The 21,650-nt window shown below is 52.0% G+C and carries 13 protein-coding genes; 5 read left to right on the top strand and 8 right to left on the bottom strand.

What is annotated here, in order from left to right; all coding sequences use genetic code 11:
• Positions 1–67: 67 nt before the first annotated feature.
• Together IX31_RS02855 and IX31_RS02850 are read right to left on the bottom strand one after the other, a co-directional pair.
• Positions 68–2,458, bottom strand: coding sequence for a glucose/quinate/shikimate family membrane-bound PQQ-dependent dehydrogenase (locus tag IX31_RS02855; protein ID WP_034455653.1), 2,391 nt, complete (start codon positions 2,456–2,458; stop codon positions 68–70).
• 307 nt (positions 2,459–2,765) lie between these two features.
• Positions 2,766–5,063 (bottom strand): FdhF/YdeP family oxidoreductase, encoded by a 2,298-nt coding sequence (locus IX31_RS02850; protein ID WP_034455652.1) that lies wholly within the window; start codon positions 5,061–5,063, stop codon positions 2,766–2,768.
• A 247-nt stretch (positions 5,064–5,310) separates the two neighbouring features.
• Between IX31_RS02850 and IX31_RS02845 the strand changes: the two genes are divergently transcribed.
• Complete coding sequence (locus IX31_RS02845) at positions 5,311–7,002, top strand: methyl-accepting chemotaxis protein (RefSeq protein WP_034455651.1); 1,692 nt, start codon at positions 5,311–5,313, stop codon at positions 7,000–7,002.
• 83 nt (positions 7,003–7,085) lie between these two features.
• On the opposite strand, the gene IX31_RS02840 is transcribed toward IX31_RS02845, so the two are convergent.
• Positions 7,086–8,816, bottom strand: coding sequence for an ABC-F family ATP-binding cassette domain-containing protein (locus IX31_RS02840; RefSeq protein WP_034455649.1), 1,731 nt, complete (start codon positions 8,814–8,816; stop codon positions 7,086–7,088).
• 527 nt (positions 8,817–9,343) lie between these two features.
• Between IX31_RS02840 and IX31_RS02835 the strand changes: the two genes are divergently transcribed.
• Together IX31_RS02835 and IX31_RS02830 are read left to right on the top strand one after the other, a co-directional pair.
• On the top strand, positions 9,344–9,901 hold the full coding sequence (locus tag IX31_RS02835; RefSeq protein WP_034455648.1) for a kinase inhibitor: 558 nt from the start codon (positions 9,344–9,346) through the stop codon (positions 9,899–9,901).
• A gap of 16 nt (positions 9,902–9,917) precedes the next feature.
• A complete protein-coding gene (locus tag IX31_RS02830) occupies positions 9,918–10,706 on the top strand; it encodes a helix-turn-helix transcriptional regulator (protein ID WP_034455647.1) in 789 nt (262 codons plus the stop codon).
• A 30-nt stretch (positions 10,707–10,736) separates the two neighbouring features.
• Here the strand turns inward: IX31_RS02830 and IX31_RS02825 are convergent, their stop codons facing one another.
• Together IX31_RS02825 and IX31_RS02820 are read right to left on the bottom strand one after the other, a co-directional pair.
• Positions 10,737–12,203 (bottom strand): aldehyde dehydrogenase, encoded by a 1,467-nt coding sequence (locus IX31_RS02825; protein ID WP_034455646.1) that lies wholly within the window; start codon positions 12,201–12,203, stop codon positions 10,737–10,739.
• An 83-nt stretch (positions 12,204–12,286) separates the two neighbouring features.
• On the bottom strand, positions 12,287–13,189 hold the full coding sequence (locus tag IX31_RS02820; RefSeq protein ID WP_034455645.1) for a LysR family transcriptional regulator: 903 nt from the start codon (positions 13,187–13,189) through the stop codon (positions 12,287–12,289).
• 92 nt (positions 13,190–13,281) lie between these two features.
• Here IX31_RS02820 and IX31_RS02815 point away from each other — a divergent pair, with 92 nt between their 5' ends.
• Positions 13,282–14,247, top strand: coding sequence for an NmrA/HSCARG family protein (locus IX31_RS02815; protein ID WP_034455644.1), 966 nt, complete (start codon positions 13,282–13,284; stop codon positions 14,245–14,247).
• Between the two features lie 47 nt (positions 14,248–14,294).
• Here the strand turns inward: IX31_RS02815 and IX31_RS02810 are convergent, their stop codons facing one another.
• From IX31_RS02810 to IX31_RS02800, 3 genes are read right to left on the bottom strand one after another with little or no spacing between them, the layout of a single operon-like run.
• Entirely contained in the window at positions 14,295–16,427 is a 2,133-nt protein-coding gene (locus tag IX31_RS02810) for a virulence factor SrfC family protein (protein WP_034455643.1), read from the bottom strand.
• On the bottom strand, positions 16,424–19,396 hold the full coding sequence (locus IX31_RS02805; protein ID WP_034455642.1) for a virulence factor SrfB: 2,973 nt from the start codon (positions 19,394–19,396) through the stop codon (positions 16,424–16,426). The genes IX31_RS02810 and IX31_RS02805 overlap by 4 nt, the downstream gene beginning before the upstream one ends.
• A 3-nt stretch (positions 19,397–19,399) precedes the next feature.
• Entirely contained in the window at positions 19,400–20,719 is a 1,320-nt protein-coding gene (locus tag IX31_RS02800) for an SrfA family protein (protein WP_034455641.1), read from the bottom strand.
• Positions 20,720–20,916: 197 nt separating this feature from the next.
• Here IX31_RS02800 and IX31_RS02795 point away from each other — a divergent pair, with 197 nt between their 5' ends.
• On the top strand, positions 20,917–21,630 hold the full coding sequence (locus IX31_RS02795; RefSeq protein ID WP_034455640.1) for a glutamine amidotransferase: 714 nt from the start codon (positions 20,917–20,919) through the stop codon (positions 21,628–21,630).
• The last annotated feature ends 20 nt before the right edge of the window (positions 21,631–21,650 follow it).

Genomic DNA, 21,650 nt, shown 5'->3' with positions numbered 1-21,650 from the left:
CCTGTGTTGTCGGATGGCGGTACGCTTATCCACCCTACGTAGGTCTTTGTTATAATATCGTTTTTGCTTATTTTTCGTCCGGTAACGCATAAGCAATGATGTAATCACCACGGTCAGGAGACTGACGTGCGCCGCCTGCGTTAATCACGATGTACTGTTTACCGGTTTTTGGTGACACATAGGTCATTGGCCCTGATTGGCTGCCAACCGGCAGACGTGATTTCCAGATTTCCTTGCCGTTTGCTGTATCAAACGCGCGCAGATAGAAATCCTGTGTACCCGCGAAGAACAACAGGCCAGACTGAGTCGACAGTGACGCACCCAGCGTAGGCATACCAATTGGAATCGGTAAATGCATACGAATCCCGAGCGGCCCTGTGTCCTGAACGGTGCCTACCGGAACCTGCCAGACGACTTTCCCGGATTTCAGGTCAATGGCCGACATGGTACCAAACGGTGGTTTCTGGCACGGAATGCCCAGCGGCGAGAGGAAACGCTCGCGCATCGCGCCATATGGAGTACCGTCCATTGGGACAATCCCCATCTCGATACCGCTGGCGTTCTTCGCCACATTGGCGCGAGGCACCATGTAGTTTGCAAGCCCCAGACGCATATCGTTGACGAACATCAGGCTGTTATTCGGGTCAACAGAAACGCTGCCCCAGTTCATCCCGCCTAGCGAGCCTGGATATTGCAAAGAGCGATCAAGGCCCGGTGGTGTGTAAACCCCTTCGTGGCGCATCCCTTTAAACTCGATGCGGCAAATCAACAGATCGATTGGGGTTGCGCCCCACATGTCCGATTCTTTAAGGGTTTCGTTGCCAATCATGGGCATCCCGACAGAATACGGCTGGGTTTTCGAATAACGTTCACCTTCAACATTACCCTGCGGCACTGGACGTTCTTCTACCTTAGCTACCGGCTCGCCAGTCTCGCGGTTGAGCATGAAAATCATGCCCTGTTTGGAGGTCTGAACAATCACAGGCGTAGTGCTGCCTTTACCATCGGGTAAATCATAAAGCAGCGGCTGTGAGGGTAAGTCGAAGTCCCACAAATCGTGGTGGGTGGTCTGGAAATGCCAGCGTACTTTGCCCGTTGTAGCTTCAACTGCAACAATAGATGAGCTGTATTTATCGTCCTGTGCAGTACGCGTGCCGCCAAAGAAATCAGGGGTGGCGTTACCGGTTGGCAGGTAAATCAGACCCAGTTTTGCATCATAAGACATGGCCGACCAGACGTTTGGTGTACCGCGCGTATAAGTCTGGCCTTCCGGCGGTAATCCTGTGATAGCCGGATTACCCGGATCCCATGCCCATGCCAGTTTACCGGTGTGAACATCATAAGCGCGTACCACACCCGGAGGCTCACCGGTGGAGAAGTTATCTGCTACGCGGCCACCCACGACTACCACGTTACCTGCAACAAGAGGTGTAGAGGTTTGTTGGTAATAGCCCGGTTTAACTTCACCCATGCCCGCTTTCAGGTCGACCGTACCGTGGTCACCAAAGTCATCGCACAGCTTGCCGTTATCTGCGTTGATGGCAATTAAGCGCGCATCGGTAGTGGGCAGGAACAGGCGACGAGGGCATGCAGCGGGTTGCGCCGGTTCGGCAAGAGTAGCGGCAGCCTGTTGAGTCGTTTCTTCGAAATAGCCTAAACCACGGCAGCGCTGCCAGTTTGGTGCTGTGGCTTTGCTGTCATAGCGCCATTTTTCTTTACCGGAGTCGACATCCAACGCCAGTACCTTGCTGTACGGTGTGCAGACAAAAAGTGTGTCGCCAACCTGCAATGGTGTGTTCTGGTCTTCAGCACCCGAGCCGTTGCTTTGCGGGATATCACCCGTATGCGCCGTCCAGGCTACTTGCAAATCGGAGACATTACCCTTGTTGATTTGATCAAGGGCGGCAAAACGGTCGCCGTGGGTGGTATTGCCCCAGTGCTTCCAGTCTTTTTGGACTTCATCAGGAGTAACGGGTTTTACCGGTACATCTTCATTGGCGGCAACTTGAACCTGCGGAACAAACATCCAGCCTGCGCTCACCAACATGCAAATGGCGAGCAGGGCGGCGATGCCATATGCCGGCCCTTTTTTTACCGGAACCGTACTTTTGGTTGCACGTAAAATGGGCCACGCAATGGCAGCAAGGAAGGCGAGCACTGCAAAGGTAAACAGGCGCGAGAACAGCGGCCAGAAGTCCCAACCTGCATCGCTAATCGCCCAAAATATTGAGCAGATGAATGCCAGACCATAAAGCACCAGCCCGGCAGTTTTCTTTTTCATAATCAAAATGGCAGAAATGAACATCACAATGCCCATCAGCAAGAAATACCAGCTGCCGCCCAGGGCAACTAAATAAGCCCCGCCAATACCGATTGCCAGGCCAATAAGTGCCATTAGCCCGCCAAGAACCCACAGCAGCCCAAGTGCCAGGCCGCGCGGGGGAGTATAATTTGCCATAACTTTCTCCTGTAGAAGCCTGTTCCTTCAGCTTCATATGCAACAACGTCTCCTTGTTGCAGGAGATCGTCTGATTTGTACCTTTTGGTATAAACATAAACGCACGTGGTGGCTGTATTTAGCGTTATCTCAAGAGGGAATTACGCGCAACGAACCAAATGGTTAATGTCGAGGTATCATAATCTTCCGTTATGGTATTGCAAAGTTGTTAATGAGAAATCTCGCATTTATTGCGAATTGGTAGCGTGATGGGTTGGCTGGTCGGGTAGGTTAGGCTACCCGACAAATACTGAGAGGAAAGAGGGTTTTAAGCTATGCGCAGGCTTTCAACGGGAGCAGTACGGCAAATTTTTACCGGTACTGATTTCGACGTTGGTGTCCCGGTGCCGTCGCCGATGCTGGTCAGAGGAACCAATGGGTTCGTTTCAGGGTAATAGGCGGCCAGATTGCCGCGCGGAATGTTGTAAGGCACGATTTTAAAACCGCTGACTTTGCGCGTAATGCCATCGTTCCATATGGTTTCGATATCGACCAGGTCACCCTCGCGCAACTCAAGTGCTGCAAGATCGTCTGGGTTAATAAATAGCACTTCGCGCTGCCCGTAAACGCCACGGTAACGGTCGTCTAACCCGTAAATTGTGGTGTTGTACTGATCGTGCGAGCGTAAAGTTTGCAGAGCAAACGGGGCTTTCAAATCACCAAATAGTGATTCTGGAAGAGGGGCCGCACTGAATTCTGCTTTCCCCGTTGGGGTATTAAAACGCAATTCCGCAGCCGCGTTACCAAGGTAGAAACCACCTGGTTTTTCGCACTGCTGGTTAAAATCTTTAAAGCCTGGGAGGGTGGCCGCAATATGATCGCGAATCAGATTGTAATCCCCTGACAATGCCAGCCAATCGAGCTTACCGCTTCCCAGAACGGCATTGGCAATTCCGGCGACAATCGCCGTTTCCGAACGTTGCGTATTCGCGATTGGCTTACCGATACCTTCAGATGCGTGCACCATGCTGAATGAGTCTTCAACGGTGATGAACTGCCGCCCGCTGTCTTGCATATCTTCTTCAGTACGACCAAGCGTTGGCAAAATCAGTGACTCTTTGCCGGGCACAACATGGCTACGGTTAAGTTTGGTGCTGATATGCACCGTCAAGCCGCAACGTTGCAGCGCTTCCTCAGTACGAGGGCTGTCTGGTGCTGCTGCCGCAAGGTTACCACCAAGTGTAATCAGGACTTTGACTTCATCGCGTAGCATTGCCGCGATAGCTTCAACGGTGTTATGGCCATGTGTGCGTGGCGGTTCAAATCCAAAATGTGCTGCAAGGCTATCGAGTAATGCTGCTGAAGGTTTCTCATCAATACCCATCGTCCGGTTGCCCTGTACGTTACTGTGACCACGTACCGGGCAAAGGCCCGCGCCAGGCTTTCCGAGATGACCGCCCAGAAGTTGCAGGTTAACGATTTCACGAACGGTGTTCAGGGAGTGTTTATGCTGGGTAACGCCCATCGCCCAGGTGCAAATCACACGTTCGGCCTGCTGCCAGACAGTTGCGGTATCGCGTAATTGCTGCTCGCTCAATCCAGATTGATGGGTAATCTGCTCCCATGAGGTGTTGTCTATTTCAGCGAACCACGCGTCCACGCCATGAGTGTGCTCAGCAATAAAGGTTTCATCGAAAATACCCGTGTCGCCGTTCTCAAGTTTCTGACGATGGGTTTCCAGCAGCGCTTTTGCCATACCGCGAATCGCGGCCATATCACCGCCCAGATTCGGTTGGTAATAGTAGCTACTGATTTTACCGGCCAGTGGTGTCACCACTTCTAACGGTTTCTGCGGATCGGCAAAACGCTCAAGACCGCGTTCACGCAGGGTATTGAAGGTCACAATTTGTGCGCCATTTTCAGCTGCGTGGCGCAGGCTATGCAACATGCGCGGGTGGTTAGTACCCGGGTTTTGGCCAAACACAAAAATGGCGTTGGCCTTATCGAAATCATCTAAATGAATGGTGCCTTTACCGACGCCAATGCTGCGTTTAAGTCCGCTACCGCTGGCTTCGTGGCACATGTTGGAGCAGTCCGGGAAGTTGTTGGTTCCCACCATGCGGCCGAATAGCTGGTACAGATAAGACGCTTCGTTGCTGGCGCGCCCCGAGGTGTACAGTTCCATCTCATTGGGGTTATCGAGAGCCTTAATATGCCGACCGATAAGCGCCAGTGCATCATCCCAACTTATCGCTTCGTAGTGGTCAGTCTGGGGGTTGTAACGCAACGGTTCAGTAAGTCGCCCTTGATATTCAAGGAAATAGTCGCTTTGTTGATACAGATTACTGACACTGTGTTTAGCAAAAAACGCATTATCGATAAAGCGGCGAGTGGCTTCCCATGTCACCGCTTTCGCGCCGTTTTCACAGAAGCTAAAGGTACTTTTATTGTCATCGCCCCATGCACAACCCGGGCAGTCAAACCCCTTGGCTTTATTCATACGCATAAGATTGCGCAGGTTTTTTATGGCGTGTTTGCTGTCGATAACAAAGCGGGTAGTTGCTTCAAGAGAGCCCCAGCCACCGGCTGCTGCGTGATAGGGCTTGATTGCCGATTTAAATTTCATAACGCTTAATTGTTGTCCTTTGAGCGACCGCACGCGGTTACGCCATTTACTGTTACAGTCAGTTTACTCCGGTTTAACCTGAATGTAAGCCTTACTGGTTACATGGTTAAACTGTGATCTGTATAACTATTCATCGATTATTTGTTAACCCTTCCACAAAACGACAACTTTTTATTCAATCTTTTGTTTTTCATGGCCGATGACTCTTTTACAGAAACACCTTTTTACAAAAAGAGAAACCAAGGACATGGCAACTACAAAAATCACCCCACAAGGGGCTGTTCGTTTCTGGCACAACATCCGATTAGTGCCGCTGTTTACCTCGATTCTGGGTGGGATTTTAGTTCTGTTCGCCTTATGTGTTGGGCTTGCGAGCTATTTTTTGATTCAAAGTGACAAAGCGCTGCAAGACGTGACAAACGAAATTCAGGTGCGGATTGGGCTTTCGGAAAGCTCGACTAATTTGCGTAGCGCACGACTAAATATCATTCATGCGGGGGCTGCCGGGCGTGTGGCCGACATGGATGATATGAAATTTAATATCGCTGAGGCGGAAAAGCTGATTAAACAAGCGCAGGCCAGTTTTGATATTTATATGGCGCGTACAGATAAAGTCGCAGCGGGCGAAGCGTTGGACAGCCAATTGCGCACCCGCTTTGATGACTACCTGAATAAAGGTATGGCGCCGATGATGAAATATGCCAAAAACGGCATGTTTGAGGCCATCATCAATCATGAAAATGAAGAAGCCCGTAAGCTGGATGCCGACTACAACATGGTGTTAGAGCAAGCGGCGAAGATCCGTACCGAGCGTGCAGTTGCGCTTCATGAGCAAGCCCAGGCCCGGTCACATTTGAGTGTGATGGTGATGGCTTGCGCATTCGCAATCGCATTGCTTCTGACGATATTTACCTTTGTCGTATTACGCCGCGTGGTCATTCACCCTCTGCAACAGGCAGCAACGCGTATCGAACATATCTCTCAGGGCGATTTAACCCAGGCATTGCAATCGTTCGGCAACAGTGAAATCGGCAAACTTAATCATAATTTGCAAGATATGCAGGTTTCATTGGTGAATACGGTGGGTGAAGTGCGTATGGGGGCTGAGGCGATTTATCAGGGCACCAGTGAAATCTCTGCCGGTAACACCGACTTGTCGGCGCGTACTGAACAGCAAGTGGCGGCACTTGAAGAAACGGCAGCCAGTATGGAGCAGTTAACGGCCACGGTGAAACAGAATGCAGATAACGCCCACCACGCGACCAGACTTGCCGAAGAAGCCTCCCATAAAGCCGGTGACGGTGGGCGCATTGTTTCAGGTGTAGTGAAAACTATGAACAATATCTCGACCAGTTCGAAGAAAATTTCCGAGATAACCGCAGTCATCAACAGTATTGCGTTCCAGACCAATATTCTGGCACTCAATGCGGCGGTTGAAGCGGCGCGAGCCGGTGAACAAGGGCGCGGCTTTGCTGTGGTGGCAACTGAAGTACGCACCCTGGCGCAGCGCAGTGCGCAAGCCGCTAAAGAAATTGAGGGGCTTATCAGCGAATCGGTATCGCTCATTGATAGTGGCTCAAGCCAGGTCGCCCAGGCCGGTGAAACCATGACGGATATTGTCGGCGCGGTGCGACGTGTCACCGATATCATGCAGGAAATTGCGGCGGCGTCGGATGAACAAAGCCGTGGTATCGAGCAAGTCGGGATCGCGATAAACGAAATGGATAATGTGACACAACAGAATGCAGCATTGGTTGAAGAAGCAACGGCTGCGGCAAATTCTCTTGAGGAACAGGCTGCGCGCCTGACCGCCGCTGTAGGAACATTTCGTTTAAGCCATCAATCCGATAGGGTAAAAACAGAGCCTGAAAAGCCAAAAACCCTCTCTAAGACGACTAAAACCGTTATAGATGAAGACGATAACTGGGCAACATTTTAGTTAATGCGAATCGGTGGATGTCGCTTGCGCTAATCCACCGTATAACGCGTCGGATTAGCGCAAGCGACATCCGTTACTAATGCTTACTCAAGTTCCAGCCGCAGATTAAGTGCGGCTATTTCTTTCCGCCATTGCTGCTGAAGCGCTGGTTTCTGGTGGCTTTGCTTACGCGCTAAATCCTGCGCAAGTTTCTCCTCCAGCTCAACCAAGCGTTCAAGCCAGGTTTCTGTTTCCGAATGAACCTGAACCGTCGTTGGTGACTCACCTTTCTGTGACGTTGTCACGATTTCGGCATTTTCATTCGTCAGCTGCGCATACAGTCCCTCCAGGGAGTGCCATTCACTTAATTCGCCATTATCAATCAACCAGAAGCGGTTACAGCTTTTAGCGATTAATGTCCGATCGTGTGTGACCAGCAACACGCCACCTTCAAAACTTTGCAGCGTTTGGGCCAACGCCTCTTTGCCTTCCATATCCAGGTGGTTGGTTGGCTCATCAAGAAGTAACAGTGAATAGCGCGCAAGAGTCAGCCCAACAAAGAGCAATCGGGAACGTTCGCCACCGCTCAAAGTGCTGACCGTTTGCCCATGGCGTAACCAGGCAAAACCGGCGCTGATTAACGCCATTTTACGATCGCGCTCGGTTAACGGTGCGAAAGGCTCAAGCGCTTCGAGCAAGGTGTCACCGTCACGTAACTGATGGAGTGTCTGGTCGTAATAACCCATTTCTACTCGTGGATGCAGACGAATTGAGGACTCATCTTGCGACTGCTGATAATGCTGCCACAGCAGGCGCAATAAAGATGATTTTCCGCATCCGTTCTTGCCGATTATTGCCACCCGATCACCACTTTTCAGGCGTTGCATTGGCAGCTTGAACAGTTGTGGGCAATCGGGTGCAGGGCTGACCGCCAGGTTTTCCATTTCCAGCAATCTGTCTGCCGGTAACGCTTCGCCTTTGAGTATCAACTGCCACAGGTTCGTGGCACTTAGCTCGGTTTGGCTATCCTTTAGTTTGTCCATGCGTTTTTCCATTTGCTTTGCTTTACGAGCAAGGTCTTCGTTGTCGTAGACTTTTCCCCAAATAGCCAGACGTTTCGCACTGGCCGCAATGCGGTCAATTTCCTTTTGCTCGGCCTGATAGCGGTGTGCATCGGTACGGTCCCGCTCTTCAAGAGCAGCGCGGGCCGCAGAGCAGGGTAGCTGGAAGAAACTGAGCCCGTGGTCGCGCAGGATCCATGTGCCGTTGGTGACGTTATCCAACAGATGTTGGTCATGAGAAACCAATACAAAGCTGCCGTTCCAGTGACGTAAGAACTGCTCCAGCCACAGTAGTGTGGGCAAATCGAGGTGGTTGCTTGGTTCATCAAGCAGCAAGAGGTCCGGCTCGGATATCAACGCGCGCGCCAATAATAAGCGTGTGTGTTGCCCGCCGCTTAGTGTTCCGGCGGTGAGTTGCCATGCACTTTCATCAAAACCCATGCTGGCTAATAGAGCCTGTGCTCGCCAGCCGTCGGTATGTTGTTGTGCATCACTCAGTCGCGCTATGACGGCTTCAAGTAAGGTGAGTGAATGTAAATCTTCAGGCAAATGCTGTTCGACACGCGCCAACAAGCAGTGATGCGCGCGCGTCACAGTGCCACTGTTGGGGGCGATGGTGCCATCAAGCAATTTAAGTAGGGTGCTTTTACCACAGCCGTTGTGACCAATTAAGCCCAGGCGATCGCCTTTTTTAAGCGTAAAGGTGATGTCAGCCAGCAGGGGGCCAAAAGCGGTATCAAGACTCAGGGATTGCGCGGTTAATAATGTGCTCATTGTTGCTTACTCAAGAGTTACAGGCGCGAAAACGCCTCGTCAAATATGGCTGACGATAACCCGGTAAGCCCGAGGAAAGGGGTTGCAGTTGGTTGCTTCGCTCAAGCCGGATTATCGCAGTGCGATATCGATAACGCTTGAGCTATGACGATCACCAAAGGTATGTGAAATAAACAAAATTTCACGAAACAGCAGCATGGGTTCCTCCTTATATATTCAGTTGGTTGATGAATAAGCAAATCCTGGCAGAAAGCATGAATAATTTCCAGCTACTGATTTTTGACCTGCAACCGTTATCGTATTATTAGCGCAGAGATCAAAATTTAAATGAGTGAATGTTCGCGATGAAAGATACCGTAAAGTACGAGTTTCACCACTTTGGCATTCCGTTGCAGGACGGCAAAGAAGAAGGGGTTTTCAGCGAAAAAGCTGATTGAGCGTTTCGGCACAAAATAAAGTCGTAAGGGCACAATGCAGTTTTGCGGTTCGCTTTACATTGAGGCTTCTCACTCAAACGAGGACAAACAATGAAAAGAATCGCAACTCTGGCCGCAGGTGTTTTGGTCGCAATCAGTTTTAGTGTTTCAGCCGCGCCTGCATTCAGCCTCAGCAGCACCGACATTCCAAAGGATCACCGCTTAACCGAAAACCAGGTTTTCCAGGGTTTTGGCTGTAGTGGCAGCAATATTTCCCCACAACTGGCCTGGAAGAATCCGCCAGTGGGTACAAAAAGCTATGCGATTACGGTTTATGATCCCGATGCGCCAACCGGTAGCGGGTGGTGGCACTGGACGGTGGTAAATATTCCTGCAGATATCCACGCCATCCCGACCGGTGCCGGAGATAGTGCAAAAACAGAGCTGCCCGCTGGTGCTGTTCAAGGGCGTAATGATTTTGGTTATTCCGGCTTTGGCGGCGCGTGCCCACCGGCAGGCGCAAAGCCTCACCGTTATCAGTTTACCGTCTGGGCACTGAGTACCGATAAATTGCCAATCGATAGCAATGCGAGCGGTGCGTTGGTCGGTTTTATGCTAAACAGTAACGTCATTGCGAAAGCTGAATTAACAGCATCATACGGAAGATAACAGGCGGGATAACACGGTGCAGGAATTACATTTTCAACATAAGAATCTGACGACGGCGGAAGTTTATTCCAGCCGGTTGCACCACTTGCACCGTGTTAAGCTTTTCTCGCCGGCTATTTGTCGCATTACCCAGGGAAGCAAAATCATCATTCAGGATGGTAACCGGCTGGTTGCCACGCCTGATGAGCTGATTATCATTCCGGCAAATACGGAGCTTGAGATTGTTAACCAGCCCGCGCAAGGGGTATTTCGCTCCGACTTATTGCTGCTCTGTGCGGAATTAGTCACCGCGTTTAAAGCCCAGTATATTCAGGATTTCCCACAGGCCAGGCACACTTCTTTGTGCGCGCCGATGAGCAGCGGGCTCTCTTTTATGTGGCAGAATTTGTTGAGTGCCGTACGCCATGATTTACCCGCGCAACTCCAGGAACACCAGGCGATGGGGCTGTTGCTGGCGCTCCATCATGACGGCCTGGCGGGGCCGCTGTTGATTGAGCGCCGTTTTAATCTCGCGGAGCAAGTGCGGCAAATTATTATGCTGTCACCAGCAAAACCCTGGACGGCGCAAGATATTGCTCGCCATCTCTCTTTGGGAACCTCAACGTTACGCAGAAGGCTGCAACAGGAGTCCTTGAGTTACCGGCAAATTATTGAAGAGGTGCGCATGTCGTATGCATTAGGGCAACTCCAGACGACGGCGCTGCCGATCGGGGAAATTGCCTCCCGAAGCGGTTATCTATCCAGTTCGCGCTTTACCGCCCGTTTCCGGCAGCACTATGGTTGCCTGCCGAAAAACGTCCGTTAGCAACCATAGGCTAGCGGACGTTTTACCCACTCAGAATGGCAATGGACGTGGCTGTGTTTGCATGGTTATCCAGCGTAATTCGGTAAACTCGTGCACCCCAGCAAGTCCGCCAAAACGCCCGTAGCCGGAATCCTTAACGCCACCGAATGGCATCTGTGCTTCGTCATGTACCGTTGGGCTATTGATATGGCAAATCCCGCTTTGAATACGGCTGGCGATATTCCATGCGCGTGCGTTATCGCGAGAGAACACCGCTGCAGAAAGCCCCAGATCGTTGTCGTTGGCGATCGCCAGAGCTTCATCATCGCTTTTCGCACGGATAATCCCTTTTACCGGGCCGAAGGATTCTTCGTGGTAAATGCGCATTTCATTAGTGACAAAATCCAGCACTGTAGCGGGCATTAATGTGGAGTCCGCTTTGCCACCGGCAACCAGTTTTGCCCCTTTCGCCAATGCATCATCAATCAAATCATTGCAACGGGAAACCGTCTGCACATCCACCACTGAACCCAACACGGTAGGGCCGAGGCGTGGATCGCTGCACGGCAAACTCATCGCTTTGGCGGCAAATTTTGCTACAAACTCATCGGCGATCTGTTCATCAACGATAATACGCTCGGTAGACATGCAGATTTGCCCGGAGTTGGCGAAAGCTCCGAACGCCGCGCAATTCACCGCTAAATCAATATCAGCATCATGTAAAACCAGTAACGGTGCTTTGCCACCCAGCTCCAAAACCACAGGTTTGAGATAGCGAGCACAAGTTTGCGCGATAATTCGTCCGACGTGTGTCGAACCGGTGAAATTGACACGGCGTACAGCCGGGTGGGCGATCATAGCTTCTACTACGCTTGCAGCATCTTGCGGCGCATTGGTGATGAAATTGACCACACCCGCCGGGAAACCGGCCTCATTGAGCGCATCGATGATCAAACCGTGCGTTGCTGGGGAGATTTCCGATCCTTTCAGCACCACACAATTACCGCAGGCCAGAGGGGTGGCGATAGCCCGCACGCCGAGAATCACTGGCGCATTCCAGGGGGCCATTCCCAGTACTACACCCGCAGGTTGGCGGATTGCCATTGCCAGGTTTCCTGGCACATCTGATGGAATAACTTCACCATTAATTTGTGTGGTGAGAGCCGCTGCTTCACGCAAAATTCCGGCCCCCAGATGCACGTTAAATTCAGCCCACTGTGCTGTTGCCCCGGTTTCGGCGGCCATCGCGGCAACAAAGGCGGCTTGTTTAGCTTCCAGCGCGTCAGCGGCTTTTAAAAGCAATGCTCGTCGCTGGTTTGGCCCGGTTTGTGACCAGGCGGCAAATGCCTTTCCTGCGGCTTCTACGGCTGCACGAGCGTCATTGACACTGGCAGCAGGCGCTATTGTGGCAACCTGTTCATCTAGCGGATTACGACGTTCAAAGATGGCCTGATTGTGTGCCGCGACGGGCACTCCATTGATAAGCATAGAAATAGAGACAGGGGATGTGTTCTGCATATGACACCTCTTTTGTTATTTAAATGTTAAGGTGTCATCGAGTGTAGTGAGGATTAAATCGTTTTCCCAGCAATTTAATATGCTTACGAATGCGACATAATCTGCGTAATCAACTCTCTAACCCATAGGTGCCCGGCGTGCCCATGGCTGCGTTCGTGCCAGACCAGGCTTACGTTAAATTGCTCGGCAAGCCACGGTAATTCAGTCACCGCCAGCTGTTGCGGTTGTGCCAGCAATAAGCGACGCGGAACCAATGCCACTAAATCACTCACCGAGACGATTTGCGGTACAAACATAAAGGTTGCCGCCGACATCACCACATTTCGCTTATGCCCGAAAGTTGCGAGTGCATCGTCTATTGGCGTGGTAAAGCTGCCTCCGGAGGGTGAAACAATCACATGCTCCAGTTCAACAAATTCCTCTATGGTCAGGTTTTCTTTAAGCGCCGGATGACCGTGTCGCCCGATCAACACATAAGTTTCATCAAACAAGTGGCAGGAGCGCAGATGTGCTTTCGTCGCATCGGGTGACGCAATGGCGATATCAACTTCACCACTCGCCAGTTGCTGCTCAAATTGAAGAGGATTGTAGGGGCGCGCGGCAATACGCACGCCCGGAGCCTGTTGCCGCAGAGCGAGCATCAGCGGCATAACAATGGCGGCCTGGGTGTAGTCGGTACAGCTAATCGTGACGGTGAGGTTCGCTTGTTCAGGGTAAAAATCTTTGTGGGATAGCAGCGTATGCCGCAGTTTATCAAGAGACTCGCGCACCGGAACAATCAACTCCAGCGCCTTTGCCGTCGGTGTCATTCCTCGCCGCGCAGGGATCAGTAATGGATCGTCAAACATGTCCCGCAGGCGGTTTAACTGCGCGCTGACGGCAGGTTGGCTGAGGTGCAGTCTTGCTGCGGCTTTAGTGACATTTTGCTCGGCAAGCAAGGCTTCCAGCGTCAATAGCAAGTTTAAATCCAAGCGCATGGTATCCATCTGGTGGATTCCTCAATATAAAACAATCGATTTCAGTTATCCCTTAGTTGTCCTGATAATTCAAGCCAGTCCAGAATAGTCAGGAGAAAATCATGGTATCGAACAACAAACCCATCATCACAGTAGTGGGTGCACTCAGTAAACAAGGGCGCAGCGTGGCGCGCTCTCTGCTGGAAAGCCAGCGCTATCAGGTGCGGGCATTAACCCGCCAGGTAAAATCACCGCAAGCGCAGGAGCTTGCCCGTTTGGGGGCCGAGTTAATCAACGTGCCGCTGGATTTGGGGCACAAAGATGAGTTTATTCAGGCTTTTCGAGGAGCGTATGGCGTGTTTATGATGACGCCTGGGATCACTCCCGACGCGGTAAACGCCCAGACGCATGAAACAGCACTAGGCAAAGAAATTGCCGATGCCGCAGTTGAAGCGGGTGTGAAGCATCTTGTTTTTAGCAGCCTGGAAAACGTCGGGCAAATTACCGAAGGTAAAAAATGGGTGCCGCACTTTACCGATAAAGGCCGGGTAGATGAGTACATCCGCACGCTGCCTATCACCAGTTCATTTATTATGATGGCGTTTTTCTATACCAACTTGCTTGAGTACTACCAACCGCGTAAGGCCGATGACACGCTAATTTTCCCGATCTATTTGCCTGAGAATTTTCGCGCTCCTTTTGTCGACCCGTTGACGGCAACAGGCCCGGCGGTGCTGGAGATTTTTAATAACCAGGACAAATACGCTGGCTGCACTTTACCGGTGATTGGCGAAATGCTCACCCCTGCTGAGATGATCGAAACCTTTAACCGTGTAACGGGCAAAAAGGCGGTGTATAGCTCAGCGGTAACACGTGAGGAATTGCTGAACCATTTCCCGGCATTTGCGCAAATGGGTGGGTTAGTGGAAGAAGTGATCGGGATGGCCGAATATGCCATTGAACAGGGTTATTACCGCCCGGATCGCGATCTGCTATGGAGCCGGCAGATTAACCCGCACGCGCTGACGTGGGAGCAATTTCTAAAAACTACCGGCTGGCAGGGTGATGGTCAGACTTTCGGGCTTTGAGTGAATATGTCGGATTAGCGGCAGCAATATCTACCGCTTTTATCACCCTAAACTAATAATGTCCGTAGCTGCTGGCGCTGTTGCTCACTCACATCCAACGGATGGCGATAACCGATGTTTTCCACCGCGCGGGTATAGAGCGCCACCAGCCAGTCATAGACATAGAGCGTGTTACCACATGTAGGTTGCTCACCTAAACGCACCAGGCGGGTGCTGGCGGTCGCCTGTTTTTGTGGTGCAAACACGGGTGAGCCTTTATTCACCCGACTTGCCGGACGCAAAGCTGGGTCAACATGGGCATAACCCAACCAGCTAACAAAATCGCCCAATACGGCGGTTAAACAGGTGATTTCCTGCGCCATGCTGCCATCACCGTGGCGTAATGCCGACTCCAGCTGTTCAGGTAATTTCAGGCGATAACTGGCGACAATCAACAACTGGCAAAGTGCCTGTAGTTGGGTGTTATCCAGCCCGGACAGATGGGCGACTTCGCGGCGCGTTGCCAACTGACGCAGATGATTAATCCATAACAGATGTACGGCGTCTGCAAAGCTGTCGGGGCTGCGCGTTAGTGTTTCGCTGCTGTCTACTTCTGCGAACAGATCGATATCCAGATTGAAACCAGCTGGCTGCTGGCGACGTAATTGCTGGTGGCTTACCCAGCGTTGTTGTAACACGTGGCGTTCTGGCAGCAGGCTTGCCAGTAGTTCGCCATGAAGAGCCGCGTGGGATTGCAGTACGCGCACTAAACCTTCAGCCTGAGAACGCGCGCGTACAGGTGTGAGGTCTTCGTCTTCAATAATATGCGTGAACAGGGCGTTGATTTCTGTATTTAGCGCGGCCTGCAACATTTCAATACGCAGTCTACGCTGTGCAGGAACCAGCGCGTCGGCCAGCCACTCCAGCAATCGGTGCATATTACGGCTATCCAGTGCTTGTAGCGTTCCCCAACGTTTACCCGGCAGACCTATAACACGTTGCACACCTTCATCCAGGTTAGCGCCGCTAAAACGGGCATCGCGCGGGGTAATCGCCCAAATCAGACCCGGTGTTGTGGCATTACCGGCCTGGGTTTTATCGACCCAACGCGCCAGCATTTTACCCGCTGCATTCACTTCCCGACGCTCGGCTGCCGCATTGCAGACCACTAATTTATCGGGCTGTAGATATTGTGCGTAATCATCAAGTTGTGCGAGGGGAATATCGACCACGTCAACCTGCGCCAGGCGCGGCTGGTAGTTAAGGGAAAGCGTGATTTCAGCGCTCAACTGCTGTAAATCCTGCTGCGCAAGGCTGGTCTGTGTCCCGGCTTGTTGGTTGAGCAAAGGGCAAACCAATACGTCTGCACTCATTTCTGGTTCATCAGGCGTGGTGGGGATCAAGAAGCCTTCTACCGGAAGCAAGAATGTATCCACCAGCAAACTGGCGGGAGCTAAAACCTGGTGGGCATAACCTAAATGATTCAACGTCTGTGCGAGATGTTGCCAGTGAGCGGTAATGGTGGCGTTATCACCCCAGAGTGGTGCCAGCAACGTGGCTTGATCGGTGCAGCTTAACCACGGCAGAAGCTCGGCCATTTGCTGCCACAGTGTGTTATCCAAATGATGTTGGCGGCGTACCACTTGCTGATAAGTTTGTGCAATATCAGAAAATTGCAGTTGCGTCAGCCCCGGCATCGGTTGTGCCTGGCGGCGAGACTGTAACTCTTTGAGCTTTAATGCGATCACCTCAGGCTGCGCAAAACGGGTAGCCCTGGTAGAGTGGTACTGGCGAATCATACGTTGCGCAAGCGTACTGGTGCTGCACAGCGTGATGAGCAACGGATAATGTTCCACCACCGGCAGTTCGCGGCGAGTAAAACGCACGGCAATGCCCGGCGCATGTCCTGGGTTAATGTGCGTCAGATAATCCAGCACTTTTCCGCCGAGCATAATCTCGATACGTTGATGATTATCGCCCAATAGCGTGGTCAATAGATGATGCTTGCCTGCGACCGAGTGGCCATATAAGCCAATGGTTAGTGGTTGCTCCGCCTGGAGGTCTAGCTGATGCTGGCGCTGTTCGAATATTGCCAGTTTATGCAGCAGTCCATCGGCTTCATTTTCCACCAGTGGCACACTCTGGCGAGTCTGTTGTACCCAGTTCACTAAAGGGTGCAGCGTTGAGGTTTTTGGATTCATTTTTGATACACGCTCCCGCTGTCAATCCAGTAATGGCTGGCTCCGCTATAGCTTCCTGCCAGAGTATTCAATTTAAAACTGAGCTGGTTAAGTGGCACTTTACTGCCATCCTGCAACCAGGCTTCTGCCAGCACAAAAGCATCGGCTTCGCGTGTTTGTTGCAGGCGCACATTTAGCACCCCTTCACCGGCTATCTCTTTTGCCAACTGAGGTGAGTTAATCGCCAGTGTATACAGCGGTGTGGCAGGCCAGCGAGCATCGTCAAGCTGGCGGAAACCGAGACAGGCATTGCCGCGTAGCGGGAAATGCAGACGCGTATCTAGCGTGGATTTCGGATCGTCAAGATCTATATCGCGATACCAGACGTTTTTATCCACCAGGGTGTTATTGCCATCGAGCATGCCCAGATAACGCACTGTGGAATACGCCTGAATGTCAGAGGCTTTGAAGTTAAAGCCAGGCAAGCGCAAGTCCATCGCCAGGCTGCACAGCATGGCACCAACAGCGGCGGTTGATTTCGGGTTGCCAATACGGCCTTGTTGGCTAAATGGATACCATTCATGAGTCTGATAGTTATCTAACCAGACGATGCGGTTCACGGGTACCGGTTGTTGGTAACGCAATAATGCCTGCACGCCTGGTAAGCAGGCCGGACGCCCGGTGACCAGCAGCACATCGCAACAATAGTGGCTTATCACTTCACACAGCGCCTGAAGCGGGGCGGTCAGAGTGAATTGCCCTGCAAGTAACGCCTCTTGTAACGATGCCAGTTCAACATGTAATGGCACACTGAACAGATCAAATGCCGGGGCATCGGCAGGCAGCGCGTGCTGCACGGCCTGCTGAACATAATTAATCACGTTGTCTGTTGGGCGTTGGGCTAACAGTTCGCCAAATGTCGCTTCGAGTGTTGCGTGGCGATCGTCGGGATCGCTGTTTTCCCAATAAGAGAGCACTGCGTGCCCAAGAGGGATAAACAGTTGCAGCGCGGTTTGCTGGCGCAGCGTGCCTCGTGTATCCATGCGCCCGGACTCGCCAAACAACGTGGTCATCAGACCGGTGGTATCCACCACTCCGGCCTGGTGAATTTGCGCCTGTAATGCGGGGAGCACACAGCGCTGGATAACATCCAGCAAAATGTCATCACCGGCGACTTTAAAACCTTCGCGGAACAGGAGACGCGGAGCAATTTTCACATTGCTGCCAACACCATCATCAAGATGATACTGGGTGATAGCCATATCGGTAGTGCCCCCACCGATATCAATGGATGCGACGCGCAGCGTTTTGCCCGGCAGTTCATCGGCGGCTAATTCGCGGTCAGGGCGTGCGAGGCTTTTAAAGAAGTTACCTGTTTGCCCGGCATAGTTGACCAGCGCTTCATTATAGAGCCACACCAGTTGCCCGCAGGTGGCTTCGTCCCATTCCATCTGCACATCAGGTACCGGGACAACACTTTTCTGGAAATCACGATCGCTGGTGAAACCATCGTCTGTCGGGTGCCATTCCATCGCTTTCCACACCAGACCTACTGCTTCTTGCATCCGCTGGCGGAAGATCTCACGCTCCTGCTTTGGCATTGCCGAAGGCAGTGTCAGAATCAGATGGCGTAACTGACGTGGTGCATTGAGATGCCCCATACTCTGACGCGAACCGACGCTGTTAATCTGCATCAGCGCCTGAGCCAGCAGTTCGCAGAGCATCAGCGTCATTAACGAACTGCGGCTGTACTGTGGCGAAAACACCGGCAGGCGTTCTTCTAAAGGTAATGAGTAGAGCGGTTGCCCGTCGTCATTCATCAGGTTCATTAAGGGATAAGCGGTTGCCAGCGGTTCACGCTGAGTTTTCACCCCCATTTGGCTAAAACGCCAATCCTGGGTGGCCGGAGTTTCATCCCATAGATAACGGCGCGGGCTGGAGATACCACTTGCGCCATCGGTCCCCAAACGGGCAGAAGCCATGCTGCGAGCTTCATCGCCAACGCGGGCAATCGACGGCCAGACAAACGCATCATCACGGCCACTTTCTACTGAGAAATGCTGTTTGCCAAATTTGGCTTCAGAGAATTCGAGGCGGCTGGTAAACATCGCGTCATTGATGGTTTGCGGTTCGCTGAGCGAGCGAATCTGCAACTCGGCGGTCTGGCGCAGGCCGTCGTTAGCTTCAGCGTGGTCTTCAATCAACACGCCGCAGGTGTGGGTATTGCCAACATCCAGCACCAGATCGACAGGGATCGCGGGGGCCTGCAGAGTGGCAGTGACGATTTTCACTTCTGGCACGCAAAGCTGCGAGCCAAGCATTTCGATAATATTGAGATAGTGCGCCTGGTACTCGAAGGTTTTCAGCGAGTTGCTAATTTCACGCTCTGTTCTGGATTCTTGGCGTGTGGCAAATTGCGTGAACACTTCACGCAGCCAGCCATCGACCCATGTTTGATCGATAAAATCGTTAATTTCTTCGTTGTGCCACGCAAGGGCAAAACGGGCTCCGTTACGGACATCATTTTGCGTGGGAGCCAAATGGGCCGCAGGGTTATCATCGGCCAGGATTTTTGTATCCAGTGCGATAGTAATGCGTACGGTGTTACCAGCTGAATCAGGTGTTTCAAGGCAACGAATCTGCACGCGTGCCCAGTTATCCGGGCCGCCAACAAAAGTACGTGGCGGGTTAAAACGCAGGAACGGCAGCGGCAGCCACGTTTTATCCAGCAGTTTTAGGGAATGGCCAAGTGTAATAGTGCTTTCTGGTTTCACGACCTCAGGAGCCGAACCCTGTGTGCCTGGCAGAGTAAACTTTCCTGGCACGACATCGTAATCCAGGCGTAACAGCGGGCCGTTCGCCGTTTTACGCACAAAGCGCCCGGTATGCGGAGCATTAGGCTGTGGAGCAAGGCCGAAATCCAGGAACTGAATGCCGCTGTCTTTAATGAGCGTCACGCTCGACTTGTAAGGGTACAGAGTGGCAAACATTGATTAATCACCCACTTTTTTAAATGTCACAGGAACCACAGTGTCCTCCTCGTAGCGCCCACTGCACTGAGCGACATCGTTCTCGCCTGGTTTGCAGGATATTTCCGGCAGCGGGTAGCGTGAGCCATCGCTACAACGTGCGTTGCCACGGGTTTTGATCATCAACGTACCGGACTGCATCAGCCCTGAGAACACTTCTGCTTTGCAGACGATATTGTCGCCATGCACCAGCCGGACATTGCCTTTGTTGTTGGCAATTTGATAACGCAGCGTAGGCGGTTTGCCAGTGATGGAATCTTTAACGTTGATGGCCACACGCCAGTTGCCGTTGAGGAATTTAGTCGAGCCAATTTTTAGCGAATCAGCCGGTAAAACAAGCGCGCCTTTAGGTATCTCAGCGGCTGGAGTTGTTGCAACGGCAGCAGCTTCTGGTTCCGGTGCTGGTGGTTCAACGACTGCAGCTTGAGCGACAGGCAAAGTAGAAACATGGGCCACGGGTTCTGCCTGAATGACTGCTGGAGCGATGGTCTGAGGTTTAACTTCCGCTGGTTTCTGAGCTAAAGGTTCGGCATGTGGCGCCGATACCAGATAATAAGAGAGCGGGGCGGCGATGCAGGCGATGATGGCGGCTGCAACAGGGAGCAACCAGCGTTTCGGTTTTTTCGCGATGGGTGTTTCACGCGTAACCTCAGGCTCCGGTACTGATACCAATGGTTCGTCAATTTGAGGTACCGCAGGCGTGAGTGCTGCCACGGAGTAAAGCGGTTCATCGGGTTCGCTTAACACCACTACAGCAGCAGTTGGCGGTTCTGGCAGGAATTCAATAACCGGCTCGTGTTCTTCAGTCATGCGCAAGCAATCCAGTGGATCAGGACGAGCACTGCTATTTAGCGCCACAAAGCCCCAAAAGGTGATGACCGGTTTACCGTCCACCAGATAAATATGTTGGCTACCCGGAAACTGCATTGTATTGGCGAGTAACGAGCCAAAAAGCTGGATGGAGGTTTTTTCCGCCTGTTGGCAACGCTGAATCAGCGAGGCGACGTTGGCCTGGCAGTTATCGAGGTAGCGCAGCGCTTTTTTGCGTTGTTCATCACTGGCCGCAGCCCAACTAACAACGCTGCCTTCAAAGGGGGCGTACCAGTCAACACGATCGCCTTCATCGTTTGGTTGAGGTATCGCCAGGCTATCGACCACCGCTTGCTGTTTGCGTAAACGGAGTGTTTCGCGAATTTGTAGCGCTGAGTCGAATACCGTCTGCCCGTTTTCCCCGAGCGAAAGGAAATCATCTAAGCATCCGCTGCGTAATAATGTTTTTGCCACGTCATCAATCCTGCTGTTTTCGGCTCCGCATGAGCCATCTTCACGCTTTCCACTTTACTGAAACTTTGCGCAACTAAACGGCGGAAGAGACGGGTCTTTTTTCTAATTATCGGCGGATTGCACTTAAGTCTTTGGGGCGTTCGCAGGTTTTGTGCTACTGATTAAAGTCATCCCAAAACCAAAAAGGCGTTCGATCAATGTCAGAAACACTACCTTTATTACTGGTTCAAATGGGCCATCCTCCCATTGATATTCGTGCAGCCGTTGGCGAACAACCCGACTGGTTTAAAGCCGCGTTAGGTGATGTTGGCCCAATTAAAGTTGTATGCCCGTTTGAAGGTGAGCCATTGCCACCAGCAGGTACGTTTAGCGGCGCGGTGATTTCTGGTTCATGGGCGATGGTCACCGACTGTGAAGAGTGGAGTGAGCGTACGGCTAACTGGTTGCGCGAGATTATCAGCGCAGGGGTTCCGGTATTAGGTGTCTGTTATGGGCATCAACTGATGGCCTACGCGCTAGGCGGTGCGGTGGATTACCATCCGCAAGGCAGCGAAGTGGGGCAAATTACCGTTACCTTGAATGATGCCGCTCTTTATGACCCGTTACTCGAAGGGTTGCCAAACGCCTTTGATACGTTTTTAAGTCATGAGCAAAGTGTGCTCACGCTACCGTCTGGTGCCGTGGTGCTTGCTGCATCCAGTCACGATCCACACCAGATTATCCGCTATTCATCTACAGCGCTTTCGGTGCAATTCCACCCGGAATTTAGTGCGTCGGTGATGAATAAAATCATTACCAGCCGCAGTGAAAGAGTGGCGATGAAAGGCAAAGACCGTGATGCGTTATTAGCAGCAGTGAGTGACACGCCATTTTCGCGTGCCATCCTACAACGGTTTGTTGCGTCATTGTAAATGGGGTTCTACGCTGAACC

It is taken from the genome of Buttiauxella noackiae (assembly GCF_000737905.1).
In the GTDB taxonomy this organism is placed as follows: Bacteria; Pseudomonadota; Gammaproteobacteria; order Enterobacterales; family Enterobacteriaceae; genus Buttiauxella; species Buttiauxella noackiae.
Note: the sequence above shows the minus strand (reverse complement) of the source record. Positions and strands in the feature narration are given on the sequence as shown.

Coding starts and splice junctions, on each gene's coding strand:
- IX31_RS02805 (WP_034455642.1), bottom strand. CDS start 19,396: ATGTTTGCCACTCTGTACCCTTACAAGTCGAGCGTGACGCTCATTAAA.
- IX31_RS02825 (WP_034455646.1), bottom strand. CDS start 12,203: ATGCAGAACACATCCCCTGTCTCTATTTCTATGCTTATCAATGGAGTG.
- IX31_RS02845 (WP_034455651.1), top strand. CDS start 5,311: ATGGCAACTACAAAAATCACCCCACAAGGGGCTGTTCGTTTCTGGCAC.
- IX31_RS02815 (WP_034455644.1), top strand. CDS start 13,282: ATGGTATCGAACAACAAACCCATCATCACAGTAGTGGGTGCACTCAGT.
- IX31_RS02855 (WP_034455653.1), bottom strand. CDS start 2,458: ATGGCAAATTATACTCCCCCGCGCGGCCTGGCACTTGGGCTGCTGTGG.
- IX31_RS02795 (WP_034455640.1), top strand. CDS start 20,917: ATGTCAGAAACACTACCTTTATTACTGGTTCAAATGGGCCATCCTCCC.
- IX31_RS02835 (WP_034455648.1), top strand. CDS start 9,344: ATGAAAAGAATCGCAACTCTGGCCGCAGGTGTTTTGGTCGCAATCAGT.
- IX31_RS02810 (WP_034455643.1), bottom strand. CDS start 16,427: ATGAATCCAAAAACCTCAACGCTGCACCCTTTAGTGAACTGGGTACAA.
- IX31_RS02840 (WP_034455649.1), bottom strand. CDS start 8,816: ATGAGCACATTATTAACCGCGCAATCCCTGAGTCTTGATACCGCTTTT.
- IX31_RS02820 (WP_034455645.1), bottom strand. CDS start 13,189: ATGGATACCATGCGCTTGGATTTAAACTTGCTATTGACGCTGGAAGCC.
- IX31_RS02850 (WP_034455652.1), bottom strand. CDS start 5,063: ATGAAATTTAAATCGGCAATCAAGCCCTATCACGCAGCAGCCGGTGGC.